The organism is Microbacterium sp. CPCC 204701 (genome assembly GCF_004010105.1).
Classification (GTDB): Bacteria; Actinomycetota; Actinomycetes; order Actinomycetales; family Microbacteriaceae; genus Microbacterium.
This window is the reverse complement of record NZ_RRYE01000002.1, coordinates 19,037-32,096: the sequence shown is the minus strand read 5'-3', so window position 1 is coordinate 32,096 and position 13,060 is coordinate 19,037. Positions and strand designations below refer to the sequence as shown.

The following is a 13,060-nucleotide window of genomic DNA, read 5'->3' as shown; positions in this document are numbered from 1 at the left end:
GCACTGAAGTATCCGCTTGCACGCCGTCGATTCTCGAGCGGTCCCACTGAGTGGAACACCGGAGGCCCGGAGCCGTCGATGACGCCTCCGGACCTCCGGAATGTTGTTCTGCGCGGTGAGTCGTGTCAACTCAGGCGGCGCAGAAGGGCGTGATGCCCATTGTGCTGTGGATCCCGGCGACGACGTGCTGCTTGAAGAACTGATCTCCGGGCAGGGGTGCGTCGGTCCAGGCCGCGACGTCGTGTCCGAGCGTGGTCAGCCATGCCTTCGCGCCGTCGTAGTACTGGCACCAGCTGATCGGGTGGTGTTCCCCGTGCCCGTCGGGACGGGCCTGGCTGGTGACCGGGTCGACCTCCAGGAGCACGTTCACTCCATCCGGGAACGGGCGCAGGTTGTACCACTCGTCCTTGAACAGCCACGTCTCGGGCATGAATGACGTGGACGTGTCGCGGTTGTTGATGACCTCGACGGTGCCCTCACGGTTGGGGCCGTGGTTGAGGAAGTTCGCGTTGCCCAGGAGGCCCTCGTAGTACTTCCAGTCGTATTCCGCGCCGAACGCGTTGTGGATGCCGACGAACCCGCCGCCACCGCGCACGTACGCCACGAGCCGGTCCTGCGCGGCCGGGTCGAACGTGTCCCGGTTGCCGCTCAGGTTGATGACGGTCTGGTACCGCTCCAGGTTGGTGAACTGCGTCAGGTCCTCGGTGTAGTCCACCGCGATCCCGGACTCCTCCAGCCAGGACTTCAATGCCGCCTGGGCGACGTTGTTCGCCGCCAGCGGCGGGTTCAGTCCGGCCGGCAGCGGGGAGCCCAGGTGCGCGTGACGGGGACCGGCGGTGCGGCTCCAGATCAGCACCCGCTTGTCTTCGCCCTCGACCCAGCCGTTGCCGCCCTCCTCGTTGAAGCACTCCGCATCCACGCCGCGACACACCCCGTAGTACGAGTCGTACCCGCCGGTCGCCGTCGCGGTGAACGGGTTCCCGAACCGCTCACCCGTCGCGGTGACCGTGACCGACCCCGTCGGCAGCGGAAGCGTCTTCACCCGCGTGTTCAGCGACACCGACACGGTCGCATCGGGCGCGACGTTCGTGAACGTCTTCGAACCGAACGAGGCTTCGACCTTGATCGTCGCCGGCACCGCCGCAGTGTTCGTCGCCGACACCGACACATACACCGTCGACCCCAGCATCCGCGGCGTCACCGACACCTCCGGAACGTTGTCCGCCGGCGCCGCGCAGAAAGGCTGGATGCCCATCGTGCTTTCGATGCCCGCGATCACGTGCTGCGCGAAGAATTCCTCTCCGGGAAGGGGCGCGTCGGTCCAGGCGGCGGCGTCGTGTCCGAGCGTGGTCAGCCATGCCTTCGCGCCGTCGTAGTACTGGCACCAGCTGAGGGGATGCACCGCGCCGTGGCCCTGCGGCCGCGCCATGCTGGTCACCGGGTCGACCTCGAGCAGGACGTTGACGTTCGTGGGGAAGGGATCCAGGTTGTAGAACTCATCCTTGAACTGCCACGTGTCGGGCATGAAAGACGTCGACACGTCCTGGTCGTTGATGACCTCGACGGTGCCCTCACGGTTGGGGCCGTGATTGAGGAAGTTTGCGTTGCCCAGGAGGCCCTCGTAGTACGGCCAGTCGTATTCGGCTCCGAAGGCGTTGTGGATTCCGACGAACCCGCCCCCACCCTGCAAGTAGCCGACGAGCTCCGCTTCCGCTGCAGGATCGAACGTGTCCCGGTTCCCGCTCAGGTTGATGACGGTCTGGTACCTTTCGAGGTCGGTGAACTGGCTGAGGTCCTCGGTGTAGTCCACGGCGATGCCGCGGCCTACGAGCCAGGACTTCAGCGCAGCCTGGGCGACATTGTTCGTCGCGAGCGGAGGGTTCAGCCCAGGCGGGAGCGGCGTGCCCAGGTGGGCGTGACGGGGACCAGCGGTGCGGCTCCAGATGAGCACCCGCTTCTCCTCCCCCTCGACCCAGCCGTTGCCGCCGTCCTCGTTGAAGCATTCCGGATCCAACCCACGACACACCCCGTAGACGGGGTCGACGGCTGCAGCGCTGACAGCGGTCACCTGCGTGCTCGTGCCGATACTGCTCACCGCCGCTCCACCGGTCAGCATGCCGATCCCGAGCGTCGCCGCAGAAGCGAGCGCGACCCCCGAGAGAACTCTGAACTTCATGTGATCTCCTTTGATCGTGCCGGCACCCCGGAACGGTCTGAACACACGACGCCCGGGCTCGACACGACGCTAGGACCCTGCCGACAGGACGGGCAAAGCTCGTTCCACCCAGTAGGCCGCGTCGGAAGCTGATGGTCGGGCATCGCGAGGCGACCGCCCACGACGGTGTACCACTCGGTGGGCCGATCGGTTGCCGACGCCGAGAGCCCCGGCTTAGCATCCGAGCGCCGACCAAGCGGCCGACACCCAAGCTTCGGCCCCGGACGGCGACATCCGCAGAGACGCGGGGCGGGCGCGTACCGCCACCCGTCTGATCGACGACGATCAAGGAGCAGCGATGCGCAGACCATGGACGACGAGGCTCGGAGCCGCGGGGGTGTGCGCCCTGGCGCTGACTCTCGCGATCGCGGCCTCACCAGCCACAGCGCTGGGGACAGGATCGGATCCCGTCCCGCCGGCGGGCCTCACCGGGGTGGAGCCGACCGGCGCCAACATGCCGACGGTCGGCGGCAACCTCGGCAATCAGCACTACTCAGGCCTCACGCAGATCACGAAGGAGAACCTCGACCAACTTGCGCCGACGTGGCGCACGCACCTCTCGGCCGTGGCGCCCGCGACCGATGACACGGGCCAGCAGACGACGCCCATCGTCGTCGACGGCGTCATCTACCTCGATACCCCGAGCGGCGGCGTCATCGCGGTGGAGGGCGCTTCCGGCGATCCCGTGTGGAAGTGGGAAGGCGGCACGTACGGGCTGTCCGGGACCCGTCGCGGCGTGTCGGCCGGCGACGGCAAGATCTTCACTCTCGCCGGCGGCAGTCGGGTCGTCGCCCTTGATCAGGCCACGGGAGCCGAGGTCTGGGCAGTGCAGCCCCAGGGCGCCGAGGGCGAGAACCTGGGCCGCGTGGGCAAGGTGGCCACGGTCTACTCGAACGGCATCGTCTATGCCCACGCCGCGGACGGCGACCGCGGGGCCGTCGTGGCGCTCGACGCCGACGACGGATCGTACCTGTGGCACTTCTTCGGGGGGCCGCAGCGCGGCGAGACGTTCACCGGTGTGGATGGCGTCACCTTCGACGCATCCGAGACGTGGGGCCCGGTCCTGCCGGACGGCACCGACTGCGCCGAGGAAGGTGGAGCGACCTCATGGATGCATGGCTCGGTCGACCCCGCGCTCAACATGTACTACATGACCTTCGGCAACGCCCGGAGCTGCACCTCATCGCAGGACGGCTCGCTGCGCCCCGGCGACAACCTGTTCTCGAGCACGATCGTCGCGGTGGATGCCGTCACCGGTGACTACAAGTGGCACCACCAGTCGATCCGTCACGACGTCTGGGACATGGACAACGTCCACCCGCCGACGCTCGCCGACATCCAGGTCGACGGCGTGGAGCGCAAGGTGGTCTTCTACGGCAGCAAGTCGGGTCACCAGTTCGTGATCGACCGCACGAACGGCGAGCCTGTGCTGCCGGTGATCGACAAGCCGATGATCACCGACTCGCGGCAGAATCAGCCGAACACGCAGCCCTTCCCTGAGACGCGGCTGCTGCCGGACTGCCTCGTGTGGGAGAAGCTCGACCCGGCCAACATCCCGGGCGACCCCTGGCGCGGCGTGCCGAACTACAACGGCTACCAGCCCGACGCCGACGGGAACCTCGTGTTCAACCCCGACAGCTACGTCGCGGTGGATGAGCCGTACCTGACGTACCCCGAGGGATCGTCCGGTCACCGCGAGGGATGCATGTACGATCCGCAGTGGAACGCGCCGATCCTGTCGACCACGAGTCAGAACGGCGGCGGCGACTGGTCGAACCAGTCCTACAGCCACAGCACGAACCTCGTGTACTTCCCGTACGGCACCAATCCCGTTGCGCACTACAACGGCGCGTCGGCGAACGGCCTGCGGGCGATCGGTCAATACCAGACCGGCGGCATCCTGGCGTACGACGCGTCGACCGGTGAGGTCGTGTGGCGCAACCACCTCGGCACGGACATGTCGCACGGTCAGGGCCCGCTGACGACGGCATCCGATCTCCTCGTCGTGGGGCAGATCGACGGACGCGCGCTCATCATGGACGCCGTCGACGGCGACGTCCTCTGGGAGTTCCAGACCGGATCGGGCATCTCTGGGGCGCCGGTGACGTACGAGATCGACGGCGAGCAGTACATCGCCGTGATCGCGGCGGGATCGACGAACCCCTACGGAGGCTCGGTCACTCAGGGCGACTCGCTGTGGGCGTTCAAGCTCGGTGGCACCTACACCACCGACTCGGGGAGCCAGGAGGGGCCGCAGACGGCACCCCTGACGATCCGCCGTCCCGTGAGCGGATCGGCCGTCGCGGGCGAGACGGTGGACAACACGGTGCTGCTTGCTCGGACCAGCCGCACCGCCGACACCGCAGCGGCGCGGGACAGCGTGTCGACCAACGCGATGCAGCCGACGCACCTGCGGGTGCCCGTCGGAACGACGGTGACCTTCCGCAACCCGGGCGCCGAGACGTTCCCGAACTTCCCGAACCTGAAGCCGCACTGTGCGACGCAGTTCTTCGAGGGCGAGTTCAACGTCAAGCTGCAGCCGGGCGAGACGTACGAGCACACGTTCACCCGTGCCGGCGAGTACTTCTTCAACGACTGCACCGACCCGCGTCCGACCGGCAAGATCGAGGTCTACCTCGATCCGCAGGACCAGCCGGGTGCGCTGGCGTTCACGTCCGACGTGCTGCGCCTGGGGTCGCTCTCCGGACTCTTCGACGGCGTGCGCGGCACCGTCGCTGCCGAGTTCGCGCTGCCCGCCGGTTACACGTACGACAGCGGAGCGATGCTGATCGCCCCGCTGTCGTCCAAGCCGATCGAGCCGTCGTCGGTGACGGCCGAGGGCAGCCGGCTCCTTCTGGAGTTCGACGCGGCGGACATCGACAACAACGTGCCGACCGGTGAGACCACACTGACGGTGAGGCTCAACGTGCTGAATCCTGAGGGGGCGCAGGAGGCGCTGTCGTCGACCGCGACGGTCACCGTCTCGAAGGACACCCTGGATGTCGCGGCGACGCCGCGCCTGCTCGGAGGGAAGGTGTACGTCTCGGTGTCGACGGTCAACAACGCGTCCGTCCCGGCCGACATCGTGATCGAGTCCGAGTTCGGATCGAAGTCGTTCACCGACGTCGCTCCCGGCGAGCGCGTTGCGGTGTCGCTCAACACCCGCGCGGCGTCGATCCAGCCCGGCACGGCCACGATCACGGCGACCACGGTCGTCGACGGAGAGGAGCTGACGCGAACGAAGACCGCTCCCTTCGACGCGTTCCCGACCGGCTAGCCCATTGCGTGCGGGGCGGCGGGTATCTCACCCGCCGCCCCGCATACCACTCGTGTCCCGGTTCACGACCGGGGCGAACAACCGATCCACAAGAAGGAGATTCAATGATGAACAAGACGACATTCACCCGCGTGGGTGCCATCGCCTTCGGTGCCCTGCTGCTGGTCTCGGCAAGCTCGGCGGTCGCGGCGGCGGAGGAGGAGGTCGGTGACACCGACGTCGACATCAACGTCGATGTCACCGATCGATACCCCTCGGGAATTCTGGCTCTGACCGTCGCGGCCGACGAGACGTCGCTCACCGAGATCGACACAGCCGACCCGCTCGTGCGCGAGTTCACGGGGCAGCTCCCGACGGTGACCGTCACCGACACCCGATCCGAGGTGCCGGACGTCCCGTGGTTCGTGTTGGGGACCGCAAGTGACTTCGTGTCGGGCACCGATGCGATCACGGCCGATCACCTCGGCTGGACGCCGACGCTCGCCGACGACTACGGACCGGCGATCGAGCCCGGCGGTGACATCCCGACAGTCGTCGACGACCCGGAGTCCGAAGGTCTGGCGTACGCGGACGGCGAGTTGCTGTATGCGAACTGGGATCAGTCGGCGACCTACGACCAGGGTTCGTGGAGCGCGACCGCCGGTCTGCAGCTCAAGGTCGACGCCGCGGAGGTGACCGCCGGGTCGTACACCTCGGTACTGACCCTTTCCCTGTTCGAATAGCATCGACCGAATGCGGGGGTGCGGCGCCACCGGCGCGGCACCCCCGCACCGCCGCGAAACGAACCGCGTGCCGGTCACCCGTCGCCCGCCCGTCGCACGAAGGCCCGAATGATCCGCTTCCTCAACCGAACAGCCATCGCCGTCTCTGCGATGGCCGCCTTGCTGCTCCTTCCGGTGCCGGCAGCCCAGGCAGCCGATCAACCCGACGGCGACGTCACATGGATGGTCCGGCCCAGCGACGGTGCCGTCGAGGACGGCCGGTCGTGGATCGAGCTCGAACTGGATCCGGGACAGGCCGTCGTCGAGCATCTGCTCGTGCGCAACCTCAGCGCGTCGCCCGTCACGTTCCATCTGTCGGCCGCTGACGGCTACTTCACCGATACGGGTCGCTTCAACATGCTGACGTCCGACGAGGAGTCCGTCGACGCCGGCACCTGGATCGACATACAGGAAACGGTCGAGGTTCCCGCCGGAGGCGACGTCATCGTGCCGTTCACTCTCACCGTCCCTGAGAACGCGACACCGGGCGATCACCCGGCCGGCGTCGCCGCAGGCATCCGCTCTGGCGGCGACGACCAGGTCGGGATCGAGTCCCGCGTAGGGTTTCGCGTCATGACGCGCGTCCTCGGAGACCTCGCGCCGAGCGTCGGTGCCGAAGTCTCGGGAACGTACGCAGGATCGTGGAATCCCTTCGACTCCGGGAGGCTCGACGTCGACTACGTGATCGAGAACACCGGCAACACGCGTCTCGCGGTCGAGCCACGCGTGACGGTGAGCGCGCTCTTCGGCCTCGTGTCGTTCACTCTCGCGGGCGAGCAGATCACCGAAATCGCCCCGGGCGAGTCCCGGTCGGCGAGCGTCCGATTCTCGCCCGTTTGGCCCCTCTTCGTGTACTCCGCCGATGTCGACGCCACCGCCACTGCGGTCACCGACGAGCTCGCGCCGGGAGTCGTCGCCCCGGCCGACGCCGCGTCGCTCGTCGTGGCCATGCCGTGGCCGCAGCTCATCGTGGTCGTGGTCGCCCTGCTGCTGCTCTGGCTGCTGTGGCGCGATCGTCGCCGTCGGGAGCTTGTCATCGAGGCCCGTGTCGAGCGCGCGCGCCAGGAGGAGCGCGAAGCTGCGGCCGCGACGTAGACAGCCCACAGGAGCGCCGCGGCCGGTTCCGTGGTCGCCGCCATCGTCGCCGTCCTCACCCTCGGCGGCGCGGTACCGGCGAACGCGGCATCCGATCCCGGCTCCGACGAGACCAGCAGCGTCACCATACGCGTCGAGACCAGCGGGGCGACCGCTCCGGCCGCGTCCCCCACCACGCGGACGGTGCCTGCGGGCCGCGAACCCGAGTCAACGACGAGAGCCCCGACCTCGCTCCGGTCGCGCTCGGCGGCGTCGTCGCCGCGGGCGCCGTCGCGCACCTCGTCAGCGTGCGTCGGCGTCGCCCATAGCGGCGCGCTGCCCGTCGCTCAGCGCGGACGTCGCTGCGTCATGGTGGCGACGATCATGTCGCCGATGAGTGCGCGGTGCTCGTCCTGCAGATCGGGAGCGAGCATGTCGCGATGGAAGATCGCGGCGAACGTGTGCCGATTCGCGACATGGAAGAACGCGTAGGCGCTGATCATCATGTGAACGTCGACGGCGTCGACGTCGTCACGGAAGAGCCTGGCGCGGACCCCGCGCTCGATGACCTCCTTCAGGAGCGTGACGGCTGTGACGTTCTCGCGCAGGATCGTCTCGGACCTGCTGAGGTGCTCGGCGCGGTGGATGTTCTCGATGCTGACGAGCTTGATGAACGACTCGTGAGTGGTGTGATGGTCGTACGTGGCGATGGCGATCGTGCGCAGCGCCTCCTGCGGCGAGAGCTCGTCGACGCGGATGTCGCGCTCCACCTGGCGGATCTGTGCGTAGACCCTCTCGAGCACCGCGAGGTACAGGCTCTCCTTCGACCCGAAGTAGTAGTAGAGCATCCGCTTGGTCGTGCGCGTCCGGGCGGCGATCTCGTCCACGCGCGCCCCGGCGTAGCCGTTGGCCGCGAACTCTGCGATCGCGACCTCCAGGATGTCTTCGCGCGCCCGGCGGGCGCGCACCGTCCCGGCGCCCCCCTCGGCGGGGTTCAGCGTCTCACTCACGCGCGTTCCTCTTCTGCCGACGTCTCTTCGCGCACCAGCCCACGGAAGTGCCCCTCCATCCTCTGCCGATCGGGACGCACGCCTGTGATGATCTCGAGGCTCGCGAACGCCTGCCCCACCGCCATTCTGCCCCCGTCCAGCACCGGAAGACCCCGTCGGATCGCCCTGCGGATCAGCTCGGTCTGCAAGGGGCGATAGACCACATCCGACACCCACGTGCCGGGGCGCACGCGGTCGACGTCGAAGGCGACTCCGGGATGATGCGCCATACCGAGGGGCGTGGCGTTCACCACTCCGCTCGCCGCGGCCAGCGCGACGTCCAGCTCTGAAGCAAACACCGTGGTGACGCGCGAAGAGGGGAAGAGCGCGCGCAGCTCGTCGGCGAGCGCCTCCGCGCGCGCATCGTCGACATCCGTCAGCTGCAGTTCGCGCGTACCGCACGCGAGGAGCGCGTACGCCGTCGCCGAGCCGGCCCCGCCGCAGCCGGCCTGCACGACGCGCTCCATCGAGGCGTCGGGAAGCCCGGCGCGCAGACCATCGCGGTATCCGATCCAGTCGGTGTTGTACCCGACCCTCCGCCCCTCGCGCAGCAGCACGAGGTTCACCGCGCGCAGGCGTCCTGCGTCGTGGTCGACATCGTCCACGAGGTCGAAGGCGAGCTGCTTGCACGGATATGTGACATTCACCGCGTCGAATCCCTCGTCGGCGGCCTCGCCGAGCAGGTGCTCGAGGTCTCGGGGGCTGCGGCCCATCTCGATCAGATCCAAGATCCGGTACTCGTACTCGAGCCCCAGCCGGGCCGCTTCAGTCTCGTGCAGCAGGGGAGTGAGGGATGCGGTGAGCCGTTCGCCGATCAGCCCCACGAGATGCGTGGCCGGCGTCGCCTGACGACGATCGCCGATCGGACCGCCGCTCATGCCTGGTCCGCGATCTCGAAGTCGACCGTAGCCAGCGACGCCTTGACGCCGGCCGACACGCGCAACACCGCCTGGTGGGCGGGGTGGCGGTCGTACGCGGCGAGGCCGTCGAGATCGTCGAAGTCGGCGACGATCGCCATCTCGTGCGACGCGGGCCCTCCCACTTGGTCGAGGCCGACGGTCAGGTTGCGCAGCTCGGGAATCGCCGCGGGCAGGGCTCGCAGCATCCGCATCCATTCCTCCCGCTGCTCGGCCGTGAATTCCGGGATGAAACGGAACACGGCTACGTGACGGATCACGCGCCCACCGCCTCGGTCGCGGGGTGTCGCCGGCTGTACTGCGCTGTCAGGCGGACCGGTGCGTTGAGGGCTCCGTAGCCCTCGTAGCCGCTTCGTCGCTCGATCACTTCGAGGAACACGAAGCCGACGGCACGAGTGTAGAAGTGCAAGAACTCCCCCGCGTCGTCACGGTCGTACATCACGTTCAAGTCCTTCAGCTCGGCGAGAAGGTCGGCGGGGATGTCGAAGCGAGCGGCGATGTCGTCGTAGTAGTTCGCCGGGATGTCGAGGGGCTGGAAGCCCCGCGCCCGTGCGGCGCGCGCGAGCCCGAGGACGTCCGTGGACGCGAACGCCACGTGCTGCGGGAGGATCGCCTCGTCGTCCGCCTCCGACGGCACGAGGTTGAGGGCGATGCGGACGACGCCGTCGCTCGAACGCAGCACTTGGCTGCGCACGAGCCCCACGGGCGCCGCGACCTCCGTCGACGGCTGGGCCTCGAGGTGGAGTACGGAGCGGAAGAAGAGCACTCCGGCGTCGAAGTGCTGCCACGGCTGCGCGAGATTGACGTGGTCCACCCGCTCGATGAGGTAGGGGCCGCATTCCTCTGCCTCGCCGAACTCCGTCACCCACGCGGGATCGCCCTGTCGTGCGAGACCGAAGAACACCTCCGACCCGTCCGGGGCGCGCACGCCGACGAGTGGCTCGTCCTCGGCTCGCGCGTCGCGGGCCACTTCGGGAACGAAGAGGTCCATGGCCCGCGAGCGGGAGCGGGCGGGATCGACGACCGAGAACCCGATTCCTGCGACCGCGGAACGTGCCGCGCTCTGATCCGCCGGGCTCAGGATGATCCGCGCCGCGCCCTGCGTCCACAGCTCGACGCTCTTGGTGCGGTGCTCTCCGTGGTCTCGGAATCCCAGCTCGCGCAGGAGCGTGCGCATGTCCTCGAGCTCCGAGGCGCGCAGCTCGACGTACTCGAACTGCGCGGGCTGCGCCACCTCCGGAAGCGGCGAAACGGTCATGCGGACGGTGGGGGATGCCCCAGGACTCAGCCAGCGCGCCGTCTCGTGCTCGAGCCACCGCAGGGATCGGCGGGCCTCGACGGCGGTGGTGCGGGCGTCGGCTTGTCGGAAGGTGTCATTGAAGATCTCCAGGGAGACCGGTCCGTCGTATCCGGTGCGCGCGACGTGACCGAGGAAGGCGGCGAGGTCGAAGTCGCCCTCGCCGGGGAAGAGCCGGTGATGCCGGCTCCATGGGAGCACATCCATCGACAGCTGCGGTGCGTCCGCCACCTGGACGAAGAAGATCCTGTCGCCGGGGATCGCTTCGATCGCCTCGGGACTGTGCGCGCGAGACAGGATGTGGAAGCTGTCGAGGCACACCCCGATCCGCGGATGGTCGGTGAGGCGGACGATGCGCGCGGCCTGCTCGTAGTCGTCGACGAATCGCCCCCAGGCCAGCGCCTCGTACGCGACGCGCACGCCGAACTCCTCGGCGAGGTCGCCGAGCACACGCAGCTGCGATGCCGCGAGCTGCTCGTCCGCGCTGAGCGCCGTCGCGACGTTGCTGCAGAGCAGCATCGTGTCGATCCCGAGTCGTTTCATCAGGCGGAATTTCGCGCTAGCGCGTCGCAGGTTCCGCGCGAGCAGGTCCGGCCGGACCCCTTCGAAGTCGCGGAATGGTTGGTACAGGTCCAGTGTCAGGCCCAGATCGTCCGCCCGTTCCCGGATGTCCTCGGGCGTGCGCGGCGAGGCGACCAGATCAGGCTCGAAGATCTCCACCCCGTCGAAGCCGGCGGCGCGCGCAGCATCCAGCTTCTCATCGAGGGTCCCGCTGAGGCACACCGTGGCGATCGAGGTTCGCATGGCACCTTTCTCAGCGCCGCCATCGACGCTCAATCCGGTCAACAGCATTGCACAGGAACGTACGAACTAGTACGTTCGGACGGAAGGACGATCACCGTTGATTCAACCGTCCGGAAGGGGATGCTCGATGTCGAGTCTCACCGAGTGGGACACCTCTCCCGCGCCTGCGCCGAACTCGGTGCTCGGACGGATCATCGCGATCCTCGACGCGGTCAAGGAAGCGGGCGGATACGTGTCGGTCACCGACATCGCCGCCCGCACGAGTCTGGCGAAGTCGACGGCATCCCGCCTCGTCAGCGAGTTGACGGCGCAGCGCTATCTGCAGCGCACCGATGAGGGGATCACCCTTGGACTGCGCCTGTTCGAGCTCGGTGCCCGTGCGAGCCTGCCCCGCCGCCTCATCGGCGCGGCCGCACCAGTGATCCGCAACCTCGTCCAGGCGACGGGTGAGCGCGTGGTGCTGTGGGTGCACGAGGGGAACGACATGGTGTCGATCGCCGCGGTTCCCGGGCGGCTGCCGATGTTGCCGACGCGCGCCGGCACGAGATCGCCGGCGCTGACGACCGCCAGCGGTAAGGCTTACCTGGCGTTCTGCACCGATCAGCGCATCGTCGATCGGATCAGCGCTCGCCTGGTCGACGCCGCGGCGAGTTCGTTCCGCGACGAGCTGTCGCACGTGCGGGCTGCCGTCCTGGCAGTGGACATCGAGGCTTCTTACCCCGGCATCGCCGCTGTGGCGAGTCCCGTCCTGTCGCCGGATCGTGTCGTCCTGGGAGCCATCTCGCTCGCGGGACCGAGCGATGCCATGGATCCGCACAGCGTCGCGCCGCTCGTGCGCGCTGCGGGGTCGAACGTGACACGGCGACTGGCGGCGGCCTGAGCCGTGCGCACCGCCAGCTGGACCGACACCGTCAGCGTACTCGACCGTGTCACCGCGGTCTTCGACGCCTTCGGTGAGCACGATGAGGGCCTGGGCGTCTCGGAGCTGGCGCGGCGCGCCAAGATTCCGAAGTCGACCGTTTCGCGTATTGCGGCCGAACTCGTCACGGAGAGGCTCCTGGATCGCGAGGGCGACAAGTTCTACCTGGGTGTCAGGCTCTTCGAGCTGGGTCAGACCGTCGAGCAGCCGCAGCGGCTGCGGCGGTTCGCGCACCCGGTGATGGCGGAGCTTCGGGACCTCACGGGCCAGTCCGTGCAGCTCGCCGTGCTGGAGGGGACCGACGTGGTCTTCCTCGCCGTCGCGCGCAGCGAGCCCGCCATCCGGCCGCATGCCCGCATCGGCGGGCGCCTGCCCGCGCACACGACAGGGGTCGGCAAGGCGATCATGGCCTTCTCGCCGGCGGACGTGGTCGAGCGAATTCTGCACGGCGGCCTGCCCGCGCGCACGCCGCACACCATCACGTCGCCCGAGGCCCTCGCAATCGAGCTGAGGCAGGTTCGCAGCGCGGGCGTGGCGATCGAGCGTGAGGAGTGCGTGCTGGGCAGGTCATGCACCGCGAGTCCGATCCTCAACGCCGCGGGTGACGCCTTCGCCGCCATCTCGGTCGCAGGCGCTACCTCGGACGTCATGGTGGACCGCACCGCCGCGGCCGTCCGAGCCGCTGCCGCGACCCTCACCCACCGGGCGAGCACGATCCGCGCGGAGTGATCCGCCTGCGCCGCCGTT

At 68.5% G+C, this 13,060-nt stretch carries 10 protein-coding genes; 5 read left to right on the top strand and 5 right to left on the bottom strand.

The annotated features are described in order from the left end of the window. Positions 1–130: 130 nt before the first annotated feature. On the bottom strand, positions 131–2,176 hold the full coding sequence (locus EIO58_RS00480; RefSeq protein ID WP_127817734.1) for a ThuA domain-containing protein: 2,046 nt from the start codon (positions 2,174–2,176) through the stop codon (positions 131–133). A 337-nt stretch (positions 2,177–2,513) separates the two neighbouring features. On the opposite strand from EIO58_RS00480, the gene EIO58_RS00475 reads away from it, so the two are divergent. The 3 genes from EIO58_RS00475 (at position 2,514) to EIO58_RS00465 (ending at position 7,348) form a co-directional block, all read left to right on the top strand. Then, the gene (locus EIO58_RS00475) at positions 2,514–5,492 is read left to right on the top strand and encodes an outer membrane protein assembly factor BamB family protein (protein WP_127817733.1); all 2,979 of its coding nucleotides are present in this window, start codon (positions 2,514–2,516) and stop codon (positions 5,490–5,492) included. 107 nt (positions 5,493–5,599) lie between these two features. Continuing rightward, a complete protein-coding gene (locus EIO58_RS00470) occupies positions 5,600–6,214 on the top strand; it encodes a hypothetical protein (protein WP_205789049.1) in 615 nt (204 codons plus the stop codon). 150 nt (positions 6,215–6,364) lie between these two features. Then, complete coding sequence (locus EIO58_RS00465; protein WP_164861440.1) at positions 6,365–7,348, top strand: COG1470 family protein; 984 nt, start codon at positions 6,365–6,367, stop codon at positions 7,346–7,348. A 326-nt stretch (positions 7,349–7,674) separates the two neighbouring features. On the opposite strand, the gene EIO58_RS00460 is transcribed toward EIO58_RS00465, so the two are convergent. Genes EIO58_RS00460 through EIO58_RS00445 form a run of 4 tightly spaced genes read right to left on the bottom strand, consistent with a single transcriptional unit; the run spans position 7,675 to position 11,394 of the window. Then, positions 7,675–8,337 carry a TetR/AcrR family transcriptional regulator gene (locus EIO58_RS00460; protein ID WP_240658503.1) on the bottom strand — a complete coding sequence of 221 codons (663 nt, stop codon included), beginning with the start codon at positions 8,335–8,337 and terminating at the stop codon, positions 7,675–7,677. Further along, complete coding sequence (locus EIO58_RS00455) at positions 8,334–9,254, bottom strand: shikimate dehydrogenase (protein WP_127817731.1); 921 nt, start codon at positions 9,252–9,254, stop codon at positions 8,334–8,336. The genes EIO58_RS00460 and EIO58_RS00455 overlap by 4 nt, the downstream gene beginning before the upstream one ends. Then, positions 9,251–9,553, bottom strand: a complete 303-nt coding sequence (locus EIO58_RS00450) for a Dabb family protein (RefSeq protein ID WP_127817730.1) — start codon at positions 9,551–9,553, stop codon at positions 9,251–9,253. Before EIO58_RS00450 ends, EIO58_RS00455 begins: the two co-directional genes overlap by 4 nt. Beyond that, entirely contained in the window at positions 9,550–11,394 is a 1,845-nt protein-coding gene (locus EIO58_RS00445) for a bifunctional sugar phosphate isomerase/epimerase/4-hydroxyphenylpyruvate dioxygenase family protein (protein WP_127817729.1), read from the bottom strand. The genes EIO58_RS00450 and EIO58_RS00445 overlap by 4 nt, the downstream gene beginning before the upstream one ends. A gap of 127 nt (positions 11,395–11,521) precedes the next feature. Here EIO58_RS00445 and EIO58_RS00440 point away from each other — a divergent pair, with 127 nt between their 5' ends. Next, the gene (locus EIO58_RS00440) at positions 11,522–12,274 is read left to right on the top strand and encodes an IclR family transcriptional regulator (RefSeq protein WP_127817728.1); all 753 of its coding nucleotides are present in this window, start codon (positions 11,522–11,524) and stop codon (positions 12,272–12,274) included. 3 nt (positions 12,275–12,277) lie between these two features. Continuing rightward, positions 12,278–13,042 carry an IclR family transcriptional regulator gene (locus tag EIO58_RS00435; protein WP_127817727.1) on the top strand — a complete coding sequence of 255 codons (765 nt, stop codon included), beginning with the start codon at positions 12,278–12,280 and terminating at the stop codon, positions 13,040–13,042. Positions 13,043–13,060: the final 18 nt, after the last annotated feature.